The sequence below is a fragment of the Acinetobacter sp. ANC_7512 genome, assembly GCF_056779935.1.
This window is the reverse complement of record NZ_JBWYIX010000014.1, coordinates 38,259-57,602: the sequence shown is the minus strand read 5'-3', so window position 1 is coordinate 57,602 and position 19,344 is coordinate 38,259. Positions and strand designations below refer to the sequence as shown.

At 40.0% G+C, this 19,344-nt stretch carries 17 protein-coding genes; 11 read left to right on the top strand and 6 right to left on the bottom strand.

All coding sequences use genetic code 11. The features are described 5' to 3' along the window. Positions 1-86: 86 nt before the first annotated feature. Positions 87-1,124, bottom strand: a complete 1,038-nt coding sequence (locus AC1M9H_RS12945) for a preprotein translocase subunit SecA (protein ID WP_416202018.1) — start codon at positions 1,122-1,124, stop codon at positions 87-89. 35 nt (positions 1,125-1,159) lie between these two features. Beyond that, a complete protein-coding gene (locus AC1M9H_RS12940; RefSeq protein ID WP_180000261.1) occupies positions 1,160-2,089 on the bottom strand; it encodes an acyltransferase in 930 nt (309 codons plus the stop codon). A 244-nt stretch (positions 2,090-2,333) separates the two neighbouring features. Between AC1M9H_RS12940 and AC1M9H_RS12935 the strand changes: the two genes are divergently transcribed. The 8 genes from AC1M9H_RS12935 (at position 2,334) to AC1M9H_RS12900 (ending at position 10,724) form a co-directional block, all read left to right on the top strand. After that, entirely contained in the window at positions 2,334-2,987 is a 654-nt protein-coding gene (locus AC1M9H_RS12935; RefSeq protein ID WP_092768184.1) for a YiaD family glycine zipper/OmpA-like lipoprotein, read from the top strand. A 139-nt stretch (positions 2,988-3,126) separates the two neighbouring features. After that, complete coding sequence (locus AC1M9H_RS12930) at positions 3,127-5,166, top strand: UvrD-helicase domain-containing protein (protein WP_481613547.1); 2,040 nt, start codon at positions 3,127-3,129, stop codon at positions 5,164-5,166. A 24-nt stretch (positions 5,167-5,190) separates the two neighbouring features. Further along, the gene (gene dut, locus AC1M9H_RS12925; RefSeq protein ID WP_481613546.1) at positions 5,191-5,643 is read left to right on the top strand and encodes a dUTP diphosphatase; all 453 of its coding nucleotides are present in this window, start codon (positions 5,191-5,193) and stop codon (positions 5,641-5,643) included. Between the two features lie 195 nt (positions 5,644-5,838). Then, complete coding sequence (locus AC1M9H_RS12920) at positions 5,839-7,263, top strand: phosphomannomutase/phosphoglucomutase (RefSeq protein WP_481609229.1); 1,425 nt, start codon at positions 5,839-5,841, stop codon at positions 7,261-7,263. 22 nt (positions 7,264-7,285) lie between these two features. Further along, a complete protein-coding gene (gene argB / locus AC1M9H_RS12915) occupies positions 7,286-8,191 on the top strand; it encodes an acetylglutamate kinase (RefSeq protein WP_481587878.1) in 906 nt (301 codons plus the stop codon). A 172-nt stretch (positions 8,192-8,363) separates the two neighbouring features. Beyond that, positions 8,364-9,212, top strand: coding sequence for a class II glutamine amidotransferase (locus AC1M9H_RS12910; protein WP_035267429.1), 849 nt, complete (start codon positions 8,364-8,366; stop codon positions 9,210-9,212). A 109-nt stretch (positions 9,213-9,321) separates the two neighbouring features. Further along, the gene (locus tag AC1M9H_RS12905) at positions 9,322-10,404 is read left to right on the top strand and encodes a hypothetical protein (protein WP_481596562.1); all 1,083 of its coding nucleotides are present in this window, start codon (positions 9,322-9,324) and stop codon (positions 10,402-10,404) included. Beyond that, positions 10,401-10,724: an RnfH family protein gene (locus AC1M9H_RS12900; RefSeq protein WP_092768198.1), complete on the top strand. Its 324-nt coding sequence runs from the start codon at positions 10,401-10,403 to the stop codon at positions 10,722-10,724. Before AC1M9H_RS12905 ends, AC1M9H_RS12900 begins: the two co-directional genes overlap by 4 nt. Positions 10,725-10,769: 45 nt before the next feature. Here the strand turns inward: AC1M9H_RS12900 and AC1M9H_RS12895 are convergent, their stop codons facing one another. Next, positions 10,770-11,168 (bottom strand): outer membrane protein assembly factor BamE, encoded by a 399-nt coding sequence (locus AC1M9H_RS12895; RefSeq protein WP_092768200.1) that lies wholly within the window; start codon positions 11,166-11,168, stop codon positions 10,770-10,772. A gap of 112 nt (positions 11,169-11,280) precedes the next feature. Here AC1M9H_RS12895 and fur point away from each other — a divergent pair, with 112 nt between their 5' ends. Next, entirely contained in the window at positions 11,281-11,718 is a 438-nt protein-coding gene (gene fur, locus AC1M9H_RS12890; protein ID WP_035267453.1) for a ferric iron uptake transcriptional regulator, read from the top strand. A 55-nt stretch (positions 11,719-11,773) separates the two neighbouring features. On the opposite strand, the gene AC1M9H_RS12885 is transcribed toward fur, so the two are convergent. Both AC1M9H_RS12885 and AC1M9H_RS12880 read right to left on the bottom strand, forming a co-directional pair. Further along, positions 11,774-12,898: a PilT/PilU family type 4a pilus ATPase gene (locus AC1M9H_RS12885; RefSeq protein ID WP_481587875.1), complete on the bottom strand. Its 1,125-nt coding sequence runs from the start codon at positions 12,896-12,898 to the stop codon at positions 11,774-11,776. 32 nt (positions 12,899-12,930) lie between these two features. Beyond that, complete coding sequence (locus AC1M9H_RS12880) at positions 12,931-13,968, bottom strand: type IV pilus twitching motility protein PilT (RefSeq protein WP_092768204.1); 1,038 nt, start codon at positions 13,966-13,968, stop codon at positions 12,931-12,933. 122 nt (positions 13,969-14,090) lie between these two features. Here AC1M9H_RS12880 and AC1M9H_RS12875 point away from each other — a divergent pair, with 122 nt between their 5' ends. Beyond that, complete coding sequence (locus tag AC1M9H_RS12875; protein ID WP_035267462.1) at positions 14,091-14,777, top strand: YggS family pyridoxal phosphate-dependent enzyme; 687 nt, start codon at positions 14,091-14,093, stop codon at positions 14,775-14,777. Between the two features lie 116 nt (positions 14,778-14,893). Next, positions 14,894-15,691 carry a thioesterase family protein gene (locus tag AC1M9H_RS12870; RefSeq protein ID WP_180028750.1) on the top strand — a complete coding sequence of 266 codons (798 nt, stop codon included), beginning with the start codon at positions 14,894-14,896 and terminating at the stop codon, positions 15,689-15,691. Between the two features lie 44 nt (positions 15,692-15,735). Here the strand turns inward: AC1M9H_RS12870 and AC1M9H_RS12865 are convergent, their stop codons facing one another. Further along, positions 15,736-19,335: an AAA family ATPase gene (locus tag AC1M9H_RS12865; protein ID WP_481613545.1), complete on the bottom strand. Its 3,600-nt coding sequence runs from the start codon at positions 19,333-19,335 to the stop codon at positions 15,736-15,738. Between the last annotated feature and the right edge of the window lie 9 nt (positions 19,336-19,344).

Here is a 19,344-nt window from a genome sequence, read left to right as displayed (position 1 = left end):
ATCGAAGTAAAAATTGTTAATTGTGCAAATGCTAGTTCAATTCTCAAGAATTCTCTAGCGGATATATTAAATTAATAGAGAAATGATCATTCCTTGACTTGATTGTTTTTTGATAACTCTATTTGCCATTGTTTTACTGCCACCTGTTTTCTTAAAGACTCAAGACTTTCATAAACGACAGATTCAACGAGTTGTTCTAATGCATGATTATCAATATTGAGCTGGCTAATTTTTTCAGCAATGAGTTGATAATGCGCATTCGGTTTATCAATGGTTCCAGAAATAAAAGGTTCAACTAAACCGTCGGTAATATTTTCACCTAATCGTTGACCAATGTTGTGGATTTGCTGTTCTATACGACCACCCACCAATGGAATCAGCTTTAAGAGCTGTGTTAGCTCTGGTGTGTCTTCAATTGCTTTAATGACAATGTGACCAACGCCTTGCGAGATATTATCTTTTTGAAGTTTTAATTCGGTTGCTAAAGATTCTTGTAAGACTTGCGCTAATGTCGTGGCAAACATGTCTCGATGGTGATTCACCAGATCATGAATGATTTTTTTATGGGTTGAGCTAGTGTCTAACTCTTTTTTTACACTATCAATGACAGTAATCACCACACGATCAGAGAGCTCTTCCATGATCACGTTATAGTAAAAATTAAGACGTCTGAACCATTTATTAGGTATGACTTTATAGCCTAGCTCATGCAGTCTATAGGCAATCACTCCGACGCGAATTAAACGTAAAAAGCGAAGGTAAGGGATAATAGCTAATATTTCATACCAATGAATGAAGGGAAAGAAAAACCAACGCTGATGATGTTTATTGACGATTGCAATCAGCCATCTTACAGCGAGTTCAACAATTAAAAATGTGATAAACCAACTTTCAGTAATGATGACCCATGGGTGAAGCTCGGATTTATAAAACTCCAGAATTTGAGGTAATTGAACCGTGTCAAATACCCATGAGCCAAAATTACTCATTAAAAATGCATTGGCACATAGACAAAACAAATTGACTAAAATAATGAGCATCATAAAGATGTCATAAATCAGGAACATCTTCCAAAATAACGTGTCATGACGCTGTGGACGGAAAGTTTTTCGAGAATTAGTCATGCGATCTGTCATATGCAATACATTCTGAGGACAGCTTAATTTACAGATTCAGCTTGAAGCTGTTGTTTTAACTGTGTAATTAACTGATCTTTTTCTGTCCAAAGCTCATCAACCCATTTTTGGAAACGAGCGCGATAGTCGGCATCATCCTCATAATTGCCGCCATGAACCCAAGCAGGAATTTCAATTTTTCTTAAATTGACGGCAATTTGAGAAACTTCTCCTAACCAAAAATCTCCATAACCTGGCACACCATCTGGATAGACAATGGTCATATCGACTAGTGCATCAATTTCACTTCCTAGAATATTTAGGGCAAGTGCTAGACCACCCGCTTTAGGCTTGAGTAAATTTTTATACGGAGATTTTTGTTGAGCATGTTTTTCGGGCGTATAGCGCGTACCTTCTAAATAATTTAATAAGGTAAAAGGTTGGCTGAGCAGTTGTTCACACGATTTACGCGCTTCTTCCATATCACGATATTTCAGCGCAGGATTTTTTTCGATTTGCGCTTTGGTATGACGCTTCATCATAGGAAAACCAAGGATCTTGAATGCTTGCCCAACAAAAGGAATAAAAATGAGTTCCCATTTCGTAAAAAAACGTGTGAGCGGCATACGTTTAAGACCAAAATATTGAGTAACAGTTGTATCTACCCAGCTTTGGTGATTACAGGTCATGATGTAACGACCTTGTAGATTGAGATCTAGATCTTCATCAATCGTGATGTGCCATTTAAGCTCAGGGAGAACTTTTTCAATGAGCCAGTTATTCGTACCAATCCAACCATTGGCGATATTGATATTGGTTTCATCGATTTTTGATGATTTTTTTACGAGTTTAGTCAAACCTAATGCAAGAATAGGTGGGCCACGAAAAAATGTACTTCCTGTGATCACAGAACCTACGGTTAAACCCTTAGAAATTTTTTTTAAAATAGGTTGTTTCTGCTTCTCTGCTGCCATTGCACAGTCCTAAAAAGTGATTGCATGTGATTGAAATTTTTAAAACACTATAAATCGAGTCGCTCAAATCACAAAGCCCGTTTTCTTAACTATGTATAAAATATGATGAAGCATTAACGAAAGATGCTACAAAAGATTACATATTGTTAATAAACTGTTTATTATTAACAAAATAGTAATGGTTAAATTGTTTCTAACAAATCATTATTCATCACATACAAAAACATATAAAAGGAGTCATCCCATGCGTGCATTAGCTATTTCAGCTGCAGTGGTTGGGGCAATGGTACTTTCTGGTTGTCAAACAACTGGTAACAATATTGGTGGCGTCGAGTATGACAAAACTGCATTGGGTGCTTTAATTGGTGCAGCAGCTGGTTACGGTGTTTCTAAAGGTAATGCGAACACTAGCCGTCAAAATAACCGTGCAGCAGCGATTGGTGCTGTATTAGGTGGTGCTGCAGGCGTATATCTCGACAATAAAGAGAAAAAATTACGCCAAGCAACTGCTGGTACAGGTATTGATGTAAACCGTAATCCAGATGGCTCTATTAACTTAGTAATGCCAGGTGCTATCACGTTTGATACAAATAAATCAAATATCAAGCCAAACTTCTATGACACTTTAAACCGTGTTGCACAAGTTTTAACTGAAGACAACAAGAGCGGTATCCTTGTAACTGGTTATACTGATAGTTCAGGTAATGATGCGATTAACATCCCATTGTCACAAGCACGTGCTCAATCTGTCGCTAGCTATTTAGCATCTAAGGGTGTTTCTACAGCACGTATTAATGCTCAAGGTTTAGGTTCTTCAAACCCAATTGCTGATAACACAACTGCAGCAGGTAAAGAACAAAACCGTCGTGTAGAGATTGCTGTTTACGCAGTTCAATAATACATGATCTGAAAAAAGCCACCTTCGGGTGGTTTTTTTATGTCTGAAATTTATTCAAATATACCTTCATTAAATTTAACGTTAGTCATATTCGAAGCAGATGACTATAATCGAGCGCTGAAGGAAAAGAGGAAAGAATATGTCATCAGCCAGTCATTTGAACGACAAGCAACTTGAAGCCATGAAATACACTCAAGGACCCTTGTTAGTACTTGCTGGGGCAGGCTCAGGTAAGACCTCTGTAATCACACAGAAAATTGCATATTTAGTCAAAAAATGCGGTATACCAGCACATCGTATTACTGCGATGACTTTTACCAACAAAGCTGCACGAGAGATGAAAGAGCGTGTCGGTAAATTGCTTGGTAAAGAGGATGGAAAGGGTTTATCTGTTTCTACCTTTCACACCTTTGGTTTGAATTTATTAAGACTAGAATTAAAACATACGCTACTTAAAGCAAACTTTTCCATTTTAGATGCTGATGACTGTAAGCGTATTTTAATGGATTTAATGCACCGAGATAATTTGTCTGGTGCAGAAAGTAAAGAGCTGATCGCAAAAGCGATGAAGATGATCTCAGATTGGAAAAACGATCTAATTTTGCCTGAGCAAGCACATACGACTTGTGAAACGGCTGAAGATGTTCAATTTGCGCATCTCTATCAACTTTATGAGCGTAATTTACGTGCCTATAATGCGGTCGATTTTGACGATTTAATCGTAATGCCGACACGCCTTCTTCAAGAAAATGCTGAAGTCCGTGATAAATGGCAAAACCGTGTACGTTATTTATTGGTTGATGAATATCAAGATACCAATACCGCCCAATATATCTTGGTCAAACTGCTTGTTGGTGTCATGGGACAATTTACGGCTGTAGGGGATGATGACCAATCAATTTATGCTTGGCGGGGGGCAAAGCCAGAAAATATGGCCTTATTGAAGGAAGATTTCCCCAATTTAAAAGTCATTAAGCTTGAGCAAAACTATCGTTCAACCAGTCGTATTTTAAAAGCTGCAAACCATGTGATTGAGAATAACCCACATATTTTTGATAAAAAATTGTGGAGTGATAAAGGACATGGTGAGGTGATCCGTATTATTACTTGTCGTAATGATGATGATGAAGCGGAACGTGTTGTTAAAGATTTGCTGACTCATAAATTGATGAATGGCAAAAATTGGAAAGATTACGCCGTGTTATACCGTGGAAACTTCCAAGCACGTGTTTTAGAAACACAACTTCGTCAGATGCAGATTCCTTACAAACTTTCTGGTGGTCAGTCGTTCTTTGGTCGTGCTGAAATCAAGGATATTATGAGCTATCTACGTCTCATTATTAATCCTGAAGATGACAGTGCTTTCTTACGGATTATCAACACACCTAAACGCGCCATAGGACCTGTGACTTTAGAAAAACTAGGTTTATTTGCGCAAGAGAATAATCTTTCTCTACTAGGTGCCGCGAATGATCAGCGCCTAAGTATGGTATTACCGAAGAAGGCGACATCTCAATTGGCTGAGTTTGCTGATTTTATCGAAGGTTTTACGCGTGAACTGTTAGATGATGATGAACCTGTGCCTAAAGTCCGCCAAATGATGGTTGAGGCAGGATATATCGACTACATCAAAGAAACGGCAGCGACGCCAGCACAAGAAAAAACTAAAATTGACAATATTGAAGTGCTTTATAGCAGTATTCAAAGTTTGATCAATCGTGCTGAAGATGTCGATGAAAAAAATATCGAAAGTGTCATTCGTAAGATGGTGTTGCTGGATATGTTGGAGCAACAGCAAGAAGATGAAGATATCGATAAAGTAAACTTACTGACTTTGCATGCTTCTAAAGGCCTGGAATTCCCATTCGTTTATATTATGGGGCTTGAGGAAGAGTTGCTTCCGCACAAGAATTCAATTGTTGCTGATACCATCGAAGAAGAACGTCGACTGATGTACGTTGGTATTACCCGTGCCAAACAAGGTCTGACTTTGACGCTTGCAGAACAGCGTAAAAATGGCGGTCAGATGAAACAAATGACACCAAGTCGCTTCTTGGATGAATTGCCACAAGATGAAGTCGATTGGCTAGGTCGAAAAAAGAAATTGGCTGAAAATATCGATCCAAAATTACAGGCACAGCATTATCTGCAAAATCTGAAAGCTTTACTCAAACGTTAATTACATTTTAAAACAGGATTGAATATGAAAGTTCAAGTGAAAGTACTCGACCAACGACTTGGTCAAGAATGGCCATTACCTACTTATGCAACAACAGGATCGGCAGGTTTAGATTTACGTGCATGTGTAGATGGAGCGATCACTATTGAGCCTGGTCAGACTGTTTTAGTTAAAACAGGTATGGCAATTTATATCGAAGACCCAAGTTATGCGGGTTTGATTTTGCCTCGTTCTGGCTTAGGTCATAAACACGGGATTGTATTAGGAAATCTCGTCGGTCTAATTGATTCAGATTATCAAGGTGAATTAATGGTTTCAGTTTGGAACCGCAGTCAAAATGCATTTACATTAGAGCCGGGTGAGCGATTGGCTCAATACGTATTGGTTCCTGTTTTACAAGCTGAATTTGATTTAGTTGACGAATTCAAGGCAAGTGAGCGAGGAGCTGGTGGATTCGGACACACTGGAAAACAATAGTATTTTGGATAAAAGCCTGTAAAATCAGGCTTTTATTTATATGTTGCAAAATATTAACAAAGATTATATAAATTGAAATTGGTACACGTTATATAAAGAATAACGATATTTTCTATTACTCAATATATTCAAAATTTATTTGGATCAACTCTCATCACGCTGTTCTGTCTCAGCAGTCAACGGTGTTAATTAAGAATGAATACCCAACCACTTATTTTTCCAAGACAAATTTTCCGCGCTTATGATATTCGCGGAAAAGTCAGTCAATTGGATACAAGAACAATTTATGCGATTGCGCATGGGCTCGCTGCTCAGTATCAATCACGTGGCCAGAAAAGTATTGTGCTAGGTTACGATGCTCGATTGACTGGTCCTACTTTTGCTTGGATTATTGAATCAGTCTTCAAAAACCAAGGGATGAATGTCGAAAACATTGGATGTTGTTCAACCCCACAAATGTATTTTGCTGCTCGACATAAAAATGGAAATGGCATCATGGTGACCGCGAGTCATAATCCTAAACATGATAATGGGATTAAATGGATTATTGAATACGAACCGCCTTGTCCAGACATGATTCAAAATGTTGGGGAATATGCGGAAGGTTTCTATTTTCAACATGATCACTTTCCAACGCCACCTCAACTGACACATCAGATTAAATCAGAGTATTGCTTGGCTTATCAGCATGCTTTGCTCAAGGATATTCAATTAAAGCGTCCACTCAAGGTTGTATTAGATGGTATGCATGGTGCCGCTGGGCGTTGTGCTGATTTAGTACTACAAAAAATGGGATGCGAAGTCATTTCAATACGTTGTTGTGAAAATGGAGAGTTTCCAGATCATCCTCCAGACCCTTCACAAGCGAAGCATTTGACGCAGTTAAAAGAAAAAATTTTGTTGCATCAGGCGGATTTAGGGATTGCTCTCGATGGTGATGGTGATCGTGCCGTCATTCTGGATGAGAATGCTCACATTGTGTCTGCTGATCGCTTGTTGGCATTATTCGCATCATTGTGTTTAACTCAGCATCCACATCATGAAATTGTTTATGACGTAAAATGTTCAACGATGGTGTCAAAAACCATTGAACAATTACAAGGCATCGCAAAAATGATTCGTACTGGCAGCAGTTTCATGCGCCGTTATATTTCCCAATCCAAAGGTCGAGCTGTTTTTGGGGGAGAATATGCGGGTCATTATGTCTTCAATGATGGTCGTGGTTTTGGTTACGATGATGGTATCTATGCAGCATTACGGGTCATGGAGGCATTGAGTCAACTTAATATCACGCTATCTGAATATCTCGCTCAATTCCCAGATCGCTTTGGTACTGAAGATACCTATATTGAAACTCAAGATGCAAATCCGCAAGACGTCCTAGCCTTGATAGAGCAGAATTGTAAAAGTACTGGGGCTAAAATGAGTAAAATCGATGGTATTCGCCTTGATTTTGACTACGGATTTGGCATTATGCGAGCATCAAATACTGGTGAATACTTCACGGTACGGTTTGATGCAGATAGTCCATCAAAACTTTATGAAATTCGCCAGCATTTTGTAAAAATTTTAAATGAAAAATATCCTGTGCTTGCTCAAAGTATTTTGAATGCACACTAATGTAGGAATGAAGGAGAGGCGAATGCCACACCAACAAACTGGCATCGACAAAGCTCAAATTTTGACAGAAGCTTTGCCATACATCCAAAGATTTACAGGTAAAACACTTGTAGTGAAATATGGCGGCAATGCAATGACTGATCCTGCATTAGAAAGTTCGTTTGCCCGTGATATCGTGCTTCTGAAAACAGTTGGTCTTAATCCGGTTGTGGTTCATGGTGGTGGTCCTCAAGTCGATTCATTTTTGAAACAACTTGGGCGTGAATCAGACCGTATTGATGGAATGCGTGTAACTGATCCTGCAACTATGGAAGTTGTAGAAATGGTGTTGGGCGGAAGTGTAAATAAGTCTATTGTGAATTTGATCAATCAACATGGTGGTCGTGCAATTGGATTAACGGGTAAAGACGGTAACTTAATTCGTGCTCAAAAGTTGTTGATGGAAAAAACCCAAGAGGATGGATCTGTTCAACAAATTGATCTTGGGTTAGTGGGTGAAGTGGTCGGTGTAAAAACTGACGTTCTGGAAATGTTCACTCAAAGTGATTTTATTCCAGTGATTGCGCCACTTGGTGTTGATGAGGAAGGTAATACTTACAATATCAATGCAGATTTAGTTGCTGGTAAAGTTGCTGAAGCTTTGGGTGCAGAAAAGTTAATTCTTCTTACGAATATCAGTGGTGTATTGGATGAGAATAAAAACCTACTCACTGGACTAACAACACAAGAAGTCGATCGCTTGATAGATACAGGTGTGATCTACGGCGGTATGATTCCGAAAGTGGGATGTGCGCTTGATGCGGTGAAAGGGGGTGTAGTGAGCGCGCATATTGTGGATGGTCGTGTTCCACATGCGACTTTGTTGGAAATTTTTACGGATCACGGTGTTGGAACATTGATTACCAATCGTTCTAAGTCGGCGCACTAATTCATAATCACATAATAAAAAGTCACTTCGGTGGCTTTTTTTGTTTGATAAGAATAATCGTTTTATGTCCCATATATCCAGCATAAAACATATTCAATTGCTATATTCATATTTGCAAGATCTATAAGGCTGATGCACAATAAAACTGATAATTAAAGCAAAATGAAAGATTATGTGCCAACTACTTGGAATGAATTGTGCCACCCCTACGGATATTACGTTTTCTTTTCGTGGTTTTTCTCAGCGCGCTGGAATAACGTCAGATCACTCAGATGGTTTTGGCATCGCTTTCTTTGAGGATAAGGCATGTCGCTTATTTGTTGATAACCAATCTGCAGTCGAGTCTCCAATTGCAGAATTCGTTCGTAATTACCCGATTAAATCGCGTAATGTCATTGCACATATTCGTAAAGCAACACAGGGAAAAATTACTTTAGAAAATTCTCATCCATTTATTCGTGAATTGTGGGGGAGACAATGGATTTTCGCGCATAATGGCGATCTGCATAATTTTCATCCAAGGTTGTCGGGACAGTTCACACCAGTAGGTAATACAGATAGTGAGCTTGCATTTTGCTATTTATTAGAACATCTCGTACAAAAGTTTGGTTATGTAGAGCCAAGTGTCCACGATGTATTTCATGCATTAGAAGAAATTTCACCAACAATAGCAGAGCATGGGACATTCAATTTTTGTTTATCAAATGGGCAGGCTTTGTATAGTTATGCGACCACAAAATTACACTGGATTGTTCGCGAATATCCATTTCAACCTGCACGATTAATTGATATTGATGTTGAAGTCGATTTTAGTCAGGTCACGACACCTGAAGATCGTGTGGCTGTAATTACGACAGAACCATTAACAGATAATGAAGCTTGGTTTGCATATACGCCCGGCGAAATGATTTTATTTCAGGATGGTAAGCCAACATTACGTACCATAACTCACGTTGAGCGATTGGTCAGAGAAGCCCGTGACCCAAGCTTGAAGCGTGTTACTCGCGCGGATCAATATTAAAAATTTAATTTGAAGTGGCTAAGATCTACACTTACTTTTTTAACGCCAGACTTTGATTTTAATGATTGAGCTAGGCAAAATAGCGTAAAACTTTTTAATGGAATACCTCATGCAGGACACCGCTATGTCACGATGGTTATCGCCGCTGATGGCATTTTGTTTATCATTTATCATTATTGTGGGTCTGGCACCAAGCTTAGGCTTGCAAATTGATCGACAACTCGATTTTTGGTTACTTTGGTTTGCAACGATGTTGTTTTTAGCGTTGCCAATTATTTATTTAGAAATTGGATTGGCGAAACGAGCTCAAACTTCAGCGCTGAACGCATTATCAAAATTGACCCGTGAAGCCGATGCAAACCAACGTTGGAGAGTAGTGGGCTGGCTTGCTGTTATTTTTATTCCATTCTTAGCAGGCGGTATATTACTTAATACTTCTAATGCTGTAGCACAACAAAATGATTTTGGTATTGGTTCAAATATTTTGATGGGTATCGCAGCATTCATTGCATTTGGTTTATCATTTCTTCAACGTTCTGTATTGGTTGTACTTACTGCGATTGCAACGATTGCAAGTTTAATCGCGGCTCAGGTTTTTGGTGTCCAAGTCAATGATTGGCAGCTGACTCCTGTTGAGTTTAAAGAGTGGGGTAATGCAACTATTCTCGCTTTAGTAGCTTCAGGTCTCGGGCTTGGATTATATTGGCAGACAAATCTCAATCAAGAGAAACAAGATGCTGCAACGCCAAAAACTTTACCGATTTGGCTAGCGCAACTGGTGGCTGTGGCTGGATTTGGATATTTTGCAATTAGTGCTGCAATTCCAGCATATATCGTTTTAATCGCGACAATATTTGCAGTAGCTTTACTCCTGCAACTTGGGAAGGAACAACTCGCACATCGTGGATTAGCACAAGCGGTGCAATATTTTTTATTGCTTGCACCACTTTTAATTTGGGTATTCCCTGCAGCCGATCTATTTTTAACTCCGATTTTAATGCTTTGGGGATTAAGCATTTGTTTAATCTATGCAATTTTCGTGGGTTGGATCATGAAAATTAGTCATTTACGTAAAGCGCTGAATTTTAGTAATGAAGCTTTTTATAATATCTGGCGTGTGGCTGTACGTATTGTGACACCTTTAGCAATTGTGGCTGCAATGATTTCTTACTTAGGTCAATTGTTACCATGATCCAAAATGCAAAAGTTTGGGTTGCTTATGCTGCTGTAGACCAGCAGTTTCACATTGAACTTGAATTTGTGGAAGGCATGTCTGTTGCGGATGCTATTACACAAAGTGGTATCGCGTCGTGTACGCAGTTGCCAGACGAGTATGCTGTTGGAATTTTTGGGACGAAAGTACAAGATCAATCGCATGTTCTGCAAGCAGGTGATCGGGTGGAAATCTATCGGGCATTAACGATTAATCCAAAAGATATTCGCCGTAAGCGAGCGGCAGCGAATCCAGTTGGGCGCTATTGTCGTGGCAATCGCTTTAAACAATTGAAATGATATGAAAAACCCCTCTTTGAGGGGTTTTCTTTTATGTCTAATTCTTTATAGTGGTGGCGCGTTCAAAATCGCATCTTTCGAACCTGGTAAACCAGGTTGAGTTTCTGGGATAGTTTCTAAACCTTCGATTTTATTCACGACGCCAGAACCATCGAAATATACTTTTAGATGCTGACCTTGAGTTGCAGGAATATTTGCTTTTTTAGCATATGTACCTGGGGTATAATTGTAGATGTAATCCCAACGTAAAGGATTCAAAGGATCTGAAATGGTTGGGCTACCAAGTAAAAAACGAACTTGTTGGTAAGTCATCCCGACTTGAATTTTTGAAGCTTGCGCTTGGGTTAATGGTGTTCCTTGAGGAATATCAACTTTGTATACACCAAAGACAGAACAACCACCCAGTAAAGAAGCGACGAATAACGTCAGCATGATTTTTTGCATTTTGCTACACTATCCCAAATTAATTATGATGCAATTGATCCAAGGATAGATCATACTGCATCTCAACTCTGTTGCATATTCCAACTTAAAATTTGTTGAGAGACCTTTTTATATGCCTATTTCAAATCAAGATTTACGCAAAGCTGGACTTAAAGTTACCCTTCCACGAATCAAGATTTTGGAATTATTAGAAAATTCAAGACAGCATCATTTGAGCGCGGAAGATATCTATAAGACCTTACTTGAGCAGGGCGAAGATGTCGGTCTAGCAACTGTATATCGTGTGTTAACTCAGTTTGAAGCTGCTGGTATTATCCAACGTCATCATTTCGAGAATAATCACTCTGTATTCGAAATCATGCAAGATGATCACCACGATCATATGGTCTGCCAGAACTGCAACAAAGTTGTTGAATTCCACAATGATTTGATTGAACAAGAACAACATAATGTTGCTGAACAACTTGGTTTTGTTTTAACAGGTCACTCTTTGAATTTATATGGTTATTGCGATGCGCCTGAATGCCAAGAAGCATACCGTAAAAAATAAATCTTGATTGCATTAAAAAAGGAGCAATGATTGCTCCTTTTTTATTCACTATTGATTAATCATCTTGACCATCAAAAGTGAGGCGGGGGCCAGAATTCAACAGATAGTTTGGATCTTCTTCAGAGAGTTTGATTTGTAAGCGTAAATCGTTGGCAGAGTCAGCATGACGTAATGCTTCGTCATAAGTGATTTTCTCAGCTTTATATAAGTCAAATAGCGCTTGATCAAACGTCTGCATTCCAATTTCACGGGAACGCTTCATGACTTCCTTAATTTCATGAACTTCGCCTTTACGCACTAAGTCTGAAATCAGTGGAGAATTGATTAAGATTTCAATTGCAGGATGACGTGATTTTTTATCAGGAGTCGCAATTAACTGTTGTGCAATGATCGCCTTCAAGTTCAGTGAGAGGTCCATAAACAGTTGGCTGTGACGATCTGTCTCAAAGAAATGAATAATACGATCTAAGGCTTGGTTGGCATTATTGGCATGTAAGGTCGCAAATACTAAATGTCCTGTTTCAGCAAAACTAATCGCATAGTTCATGGTTTCACGTGAGCGAATTTCACCAATAAGAATGACATCAGGTGCTTGGCGGAGTGTGTTTTTCAGTGCAATTTCAAATGAGTCTGTATCAATTCCAACTTCACGTTGAGTTATGATACAGCCTTGATGTTGATGAATAAATTCGATTGGGTCTTCAATGGTAATGATATGACCTTTAGAATTTTGATTACGATGACCGATCATTGCTGCAAGCGAAGTCGATTTACCTGTACCAGTAGCACCTACAAATAAGATGATCCCGCGCTTAGTCATTGCTAGATCTTTAAGGACGGGCGGTAGTTTCAGCTCATCAATACTTGGAATGACAGTTTCAATCCGACGTAAAACCATGCCAGGTTGATCACGTTGCTGAAAAGCACTTACACGAAAACGTGCAGTTTTATCACGATTGGCAATAGCAAAATTACATTCGTGTGTTGCAGCAAATTCAATTCGTTGTCTTTCACTCATAATCGAGTGAATCAATTGACCTATGATTTCACCAGTGAGTTTTGTTTTAACTACAGGCACAATTTCACCATTAATTTTCATTGATGGTTCAATATCTGCACTGATAAATAAATCTGAAGCCTTGCGCGCAATCATCATGTCGAGCAGGTCATTAAAATCCATTTTGATTCCCCTAAATCAAATGACGTCCATTTTTATAAAAATGATTCTGGTTGTTTAGCCGCAGTACGTGCAACTTGCGGGGTAATAATGCCTTTCGCGACAAGATTTTTGAGACTTTGATCGAGAGTGGTCATGCCATAATTTGCACCGGTTTGTATTGCAGAATACATTTGTGCAACTTTGTTCTCACGGATGAGATTTCGAATCGCTGGAATTCCAATCATAATTTCGTGAGCAGCTACCCGACCGCCACCTGTTTTCTTCAAAAGTGTTTGAGAGATGACGGCTTGAAGCGATTCAGAAAGCATGGCACGAACCATGTCTTTCTCATCGGCAGGAAACACGTCGATAATACGGTCAATTGTTTTTGCGGCAGATGTGGTATGCAGTGTTCCAAACACCAAGTGACCAGTTTCCGCAGCAGTGAGTGCAAGTCGAATGGTTTCGAGGTCACGCATTTCACCGACGAGAATAATATCTGGATCTTCACGCAGTGCAGAGCGTAGTGCTTCATTAAAACCATGTGTGTCACGATGCACTTCTCGCTGGTTAATCAAACACTTTTTGGATTGGTGCACAAATTCAATTGGATCTTCGACGGTTAAAATATGGTCGTAACGGTTGTCGTTAATGTAATCCATCATCGCCGCAAGCGTAGTCGATTTACCTGAACCCGTTGGTCCTGTGACCAAAACAATTCCTCGTGGATAGGCGCAAATGTCTTTGAAAATTTGCCCCATGCCCAAGTCTTCCATAGAAATCACTTGAGAAGGAATGGTACGGAATACCGCGCCAGCGCCACGATTTTGGTTGAATGCGTTGACACGGAAGCGTGCTACACCAGGTACTTCAAATGAGAAATCGGTTTCTAATTTTTCTTCATAATCGCGACGTTGTTTATCATTCATGATGTCGTAGATTAAGCGGTGTACTTCTTTGTGTTCTAAGGCTGGTAAGTTAATACGACGAACTTCACCATCAACACGAATCATCGGTGGCATTCCCGCAGAAAGGTGCAAGTCAGACGCCCCGTTTTTCACTGAAAATGCCAGTAATTCTGTAATATCCATAAATTCCCCGAACGCATTAAAATCGTAATTATTTTGATAGAATAATAAGGCTTTCCTACAGCTTAACCAACAGTTAGCGTGCAAGAAAGTAAAAAAAGATAAATTAACTGAGATAGCTATACATGATGAGTCTAGAGCAAGCGAGAAATAGTGTCATTCAACAAATTGAACAAGCCTGTGAAGTTGCTCAACGACAATCTAACGAGGTTAAACTCCTTGCTGTTTCCAAAACGCATCCAGCGGATATTTTGAGAGAAATGTATCAGACTGGTCAACGAGCATTTGGTGAGAATTACCTGCAAGAAGCATTAGATAAAATCAAAGCGCTGAATGATTTAGACATCGAATGGCATTTTATAGGTCATGTACAACGCAATAAAACCAAACAGTTGGCTGAACAATTTGCATGGGTGCATGGGGTTGATCGCTTTATTATCGCAGAGCGACTCTCTAATCAACGCACAATCGAACAGGAGCCTATCAATATTTGTCTTCAAGTGAATATTGATGCTCAAGAAAGCAAAGATGGTTGTGCAGTTTCAGAGGTCGAAGATCTGGTTGCTCAAATGAGCATATTACCTCGACTTCGATTACGAGGGTTAATGGTCATTCCAGCACCTGGCAATGTAGATGCACTCTATGATGCCAAGACACTTTTTGATCAGATGAAAGAGCATCATGCACATCCTTCTGATTGGGATACCTTGAGTATGGGAATGTCGGGTGATTTACAAGATGCGATTAGCGCTGGATCGACTATGGTTCGCATAGGGACGGCCTTATTTGGGGCGCGAGATTACTCAAAATGATTGGATTCAGTCTGCACTGAACTTTCGGGTTCAGTCGCTGTCATTGTAAATACAACTTTTTATGTATAAAAATAAACCAATATATTTCACATAATCATAAAACAGGGAAGAATTGGATGAGTTCGTATTATCAGCTTTTAGAACGAAAAGTGTGTGATGATGGATCAGTACTGGCTAAGTATAAGTCGACTATACATGCTCAAGGTGCATGGAATGCGCACGAACAGCATATGGCGCCCGCAACAGGGATTATTTGTGCAGAGTTGGATCACTTTTCTGCTCGGTCTGACCTACGGATTGGACGTATAAGTTTAGATATTTTGGGCCTGATACCCGCTGGGGAGTTTCAAATTGAAACTCGAATTATTCGACCTGGAAAAACCATTGAATTGATCGAGTCGACCATGTCTGCACATGGTAAAAGCTGTATTCAGGCACGTACTTGGCGAATGATGATGAGTGATACTCAGGCAGTCGCAGGATTAGAAGATCAAAAAGTTGCTGATCCTGACGAGGGGATCTTATGGGAAGAAATTAGAAACTGGCCTGGAGGCTATATTCAATCACTTGAGGCACGCCGTTTAGATCGACGGGCAGGCAAGGGCATTGTATGGCTAACCAATCCTTATGACATGGTTGAAGGACAAATACATTCAGACTTTGTGAAGTTGATGGGAATGGTCGATACAGCGAATGGAATTGTCACACGACAAGGTTGGCCGTTTAACTATACTTTTCCAAATTTAGATTTACAGATACATCTCTATCGTATGCCAATAGGTAAGTGGCTAGGTCTGGAAACAGTGCAACAATATGGTGATGACGGTATCGGGTTAACTTCATCTATTCTTCATGATCTGAACGGACCTTTTGGACGAGCTGAGCAAATTTTAACTTTAAGAAAACTGGCTTAGATTAAAGCCGTCATTTGACGGCTTCAACTTTTTATCATTAATCATTAACCGACAATATTAATGGTACTGGCACCTGCACCTACAGGTTTGACCTGAATCTGTACTGGAATGCGTTCATGCATTTCCTGTACATGCGAGATCAACACCACTTTACGTCCCTGACTTTGTAAATGATCTAAGGCATTCATCACCATATGTAGTGATGCAGGATCGAGCGTGCCAAAGCCTTCATCAATAAACAGTGATTCAAGTTTCATTGAACCTGATGCCATGTTAGCAATCGCTAAAGCAAGGGCTAAAGACACTAAGAAAGTTTCACCACCTGATAAGGACAACACAGGTCGAACTTCGCTGTTCATATCTAGGTCAATAATGGCCAAACTTAAACTGTCAGGAATACGATGCAACTGATAACGTGGCGCAAGCGGCTGTAATTGCTGATTGGCATATTCCACCAAAATATCTAAATGATGCTCTTGAGCAATCTTTTTAAACTTGGTGCCTTCCTTATGCCCAATCAAATCGTAGATACGTCCCCAACGATATTCTTCCGCCTTGATTTGTTCTATTTGGCTTTGATACTTAGCATAGTTGGCTTGATTGGCAGCATTCATACGTAATTGAGTTTCTGTATCAGTGAGTGCTTCTTGTTGAGCGAGCTTTTCCATTTGCAAGTTCGCAAGTTGCTGCTCGAGCATGCTGAGATCATGTTCAGGCTGATGTTTTAAATGGGCTTGATAACGTTCTTCTAAAACTTGCCAAGCGGTTTTGGCATTCTCTAAAAGTTGTCGCTGCGTATTTAACTCATGGCGTATTTGTTGATGTTGGGCTAAATCAATGCTTAACCATGTCGTGATTTGATCTGTGGTCACGGTCGGATGGCTCAGTTGCCATTGCTGAATAGCCTGTTGTACTTGCTGTAATGCCTGTTCAATATGATGTAAATCACTGAGCAACTGCTGCTGTTGTAAATTGGCTGCATTCAGCTGTTGTTCAGCATGTGCAGTTTTACTGCGTTGTGCATGAACCTCATTGGCATGGGCGATAGCAGTTTCCTCTAAATGTTTTTGCCAATCCGCAGCATAACGGTAGCTTTGACCGGCATAGTCTTGGGTCAGTTCCGCAAGTTTCGAGCGTAACATTTTGCCTTGCTCAATCAGTTGTTCAATCTGGTGAGTCAGGTGTTGTTCGTGCTTTTGCGCTGCTTCAAAGCGCAGCGTCATTTTTTCAAGTTCCTGCTGTGCTTGCAGCAGTGATGTCTCTACCTGTTTTTGCATGGTGAGCAATGCAACACGTTGCTGTAGCTGCTGTTGTAATTCAGCAACCCAATGTATTGGCATGTCTTGCTGATAGCGAGCAGGCAGTAACTGCACAATGGGTTGAATACCTTGATCAAGTTGCACACGACGTTGAATATTCAATTGTAATTGCTGTTGTTGCTGTTGCTCCTTACGCCATTGCTCAAGCAATTGACCAAGTTGTTGTTCTTGTGCCTGTTGTTGTTCGATATGCGATTGCAGTGTTTCGATCTGCTGCATTATGCGCTGCTGTAACTGAATCGGGTCTGCCGTGTCGAGATCTAAACCCAGTTGTTGTAATGCTGCTTGAATATGCTCGAGCTGTTGCTGAGTGAATTGCGTGAGCTGTTCCATACGCTGTTGTTGCTGTTCAAGTAAGGTCTGTACTTTGGATTGCTCAATCTGTGCTTGCTGTACCTCACGATTGACCTGTTCCAATTGTTGACGAGCCTCTTGCAATTGGTGCTCGTGTAGTTGCAATAAACCTTGTTCTAAGCGTTGATGATGGTCTAAAAACGGATGTTCATGGCTACCACAGACCATACATGGTTGATTGGCTTTTAGCTGTTCACGTAAATGCTGCACGTTTTCGCTATGTAATAGACGCTGTGCCTCCAAGATGCTTTGTAGTTGAGTATAAGCAGCTTCTTGTGTGGCTTTTTCGCTCAGGCGTTTTTCAAGGGTCTGTTGAATAATCTGCAGTTGCTTTTGTTGTTCAGCGATTGAGCTTGTCAGGTCGTGTGTTTCGCTGATATGGTTAATGACTTGATCTAGCTGCTGCTGCTGATGTTGCAGTCGTAATACAGTACTTTGCTGCTGTTCACGCTGTTGTTGGATGTTTTTTAGCGATTGTGTCAAAGCGTCAAGACTTTCATGTTGAGCCACATAGCTTTGCAGACGTTGTACATAGGTTTGCTGTTGCTGTTCTAAAGTTGCAAAGGATTGTTGTAATAGTTCTGGCTCTTGTTGATGAAGCAAATGATATTGCTCTACATAGTGTTGTAGCGCCTGCAAAGTACTTTGTGGTTCTTGGTCATAGCATTGTAAAAATTGGCTTTGGGTTAACTCAAAGTTGATTTGCTGCTGTTTGTTTTGCCAAGCCAATACGCTGGTCTGTTGTTGTTCCACAGCATGTTTTGACGGTACTAATTCATTGAGAACAAGCTGATCTTTATCTGCACTGAGTTTTTTATACTGTTCAGAAATACTGTGAATGTCATGATCCAACTTTAAGCCTTGTTCAAGATGAGGCTTAATATCCAAACGTTGCTGCTCAAATTGCGCTTGGGCATGTTCATAGGCTTTTAAGCGCTGTTGTTCAGTAGTAGCTTGTTGTTGTAAAGAGACAAACTCAGCTTGAAAGGCCAGTTGTTTTTGTTGCACCTCAAGTTTTTGTGGTTCTAAACGTGCACGCTGTACATATTGTTCACGAATGGCTTGAAATGCATCAAGCTGTTGTAGCAATTGTTGTTGTGCTGCAGATTTATTTACGGCATCAAGCTGAACTTCATAAATCTCTTTTTTGCCATGGACTTCAGCATACAATTGATCACGCTCAAGATACCATTTACGTTCATTTTCAAGCAGCTTTTCTGATTGTGCCAAATGTACGAGTTGTTGTTTTAACTGCTGATGTCGTTGATTTAAGGCTGCAAGTTGTTCTTCACTCAGAATATCAATATGACCGAGTTGCTTTTCTAAATCAGTACGTTGCTGTTTAATTTCACTAAATTTATCAGCGGCTTTTTTACTGACTTCACTAAAAATTTGCGAATTGGTTAAATATTCGAGTAAATCTGCACGTTCATAGTCTTTGGCTTTTAAAAATGCCCCCACTTCAGACTGTGCTAACAGGACTGCACGGGTAAATTGCTCAAAACTGAGACCAATCAGCTTTTCAATCAGTGGCGTCACTTCCGAGATTTTTTGCGTTAAGGTCGCGCCATCATCTAAACATTGAACAAAGCGCTCGACTTTTAAATTGCCATCAACTTTTTTACGCGCACGGCTAATGTCCCACCGCGCCAAATAGCGTTTACCATCAAGGGCAAGAAATTCAAGTTCAGCAAAACCAGCGGTGGTACCACGACGCAGAATATTCTTCGAATCTTTAATTGAAATGTCTTTACCGCCTACATCTTTCATGCTGCCAGCTGCGCCACGTAAACGTGGGATTTCATCGTACAAAGCTAAACACATGGCATCGAGCAGCGTCGATTTTCCTGCACCTGTTTTACCAGTAATGGCAATCAGACCTGCTTGAGCCAATGGCGCTTGTTCAAAATGGATATGTTGTTCACCGGCTAAAGAGGCCAAGTTGTTTAAACTGAGTCGAATAATTTTCATGACCTGTCC

Coding starts and splice junctions, on each gene's coding strand:
- AC1M9H_RS12945 (WP_416202018.1), bottom strand. CDS start 1,124: ATGACTAATTCTCGAAAAACTTTCCGTCCACAGCGTCATGACACGTTA.
- AC1M9H_RS12940 (WP_180000261.1), bottom strand. CDS start 2,089: ATGGCAGCAGAGAAGCAGAAACAACCTATTTTAAAAAAAATTTCTAAG.
- AC1M9H_RS12935 (WP_092768184.1), top strand. CDS start 2,334: ATGCGTGCATTAGCTATTTCAGCTGCAGTGGTTGGGGCAATGGTACTT.
- AC1M9H_RS12930 (WP_481613547.1), top strand. CDS start 3,127: ATGTCATCAGCCAGTCATTTGAACGACAAGCAACTTGAAGCCATGAAA.
- dut (WP_481613546.1), top strand. CDS start 5,191: ATGAAAGTTCAAGTGAAAGTACTCGACCAACGACTTGGTCAAGAATGG.
- AC1M9H_RS12920 (WP_481609229.1), top strand. CDS start 5,839: ATGAATACCCAACCACTTATTTTTCCAAGACAAATTTTCCGCGCTTAT.
- argB (WP_481587878.1), top strand. CDS start 7,286: ATGCCACACCAACAAACTGGCATCGACAAAGCTCAAATTTTGACAGAA.
- AC1M9H_RS12910 (WP_035267429.1), top strand. CDS start 8,364: ATGTGCCAACTACTTGGAATGAATTGTGCCACCCCTACGGATATTACG.
- AC1M9H_RS12905 (WP_481596562.1), top strand. CDS start 9,322: ATGCAGGACACCGCTATGTCACGATGGTTATCGCCGCTGATGGCATTT.
- AC1M9H_RS12900 (WP_092768198.1), top strand. CDS start 10,401: ATGATCCAAAATGCAAAAGTTTGGGTTGCTTATGCTGCTGTAGACCAG.
- AC1M9H_RS12895 (WP_092768200.1), bottom strand. CDS start 11,168: ATGCAAAAAATCATGCTGACGTTATTCGTCGCTTCTTTACTGGGTGGT.
- fur (WP_035267453.1), top strand. CDS start 11,281: ATGCCTATTTCAAATCAAGATTTACGCAAAGCTGGACTTAAAGTTACC.
- AC1M9H_RS12885 (WP_481587875.1), bottom strand. CDS start 12,898: ATGGATTTTAATGACCTGCTCGACATGATGATTGCGCGCAAGGCTTCA.
- AC1M9H_RS12880 (WP_092768204.1), bottom strand. CDS start 13,968: ATGGATATTACAGAATTACTGGCATTTTCAGTGAAAAACGGGGCGTCT.
- AC1M9H_RS12875 (WP_035267462.1), top strand. CDS start 14,091: ATGATGAGTCTAGAGCAAGCGAGAAATAGTGTCATTCAACAAATTGAA.
- AC1M9H_RS12870 (WP_180028750.1), top strand. CDS start 14,894: ATGAGTTCGTATTATCAGCTTTTAGAACGAAAAGTGTGTGATGATGGA.
- AC1M9H_RS12865 (WP_481613545.1), bottom strand. CDS start 19,335: ATGAAAATTATTCGACTCAGTTTAAACAACTTGGCCTCTTTAGCCGGT.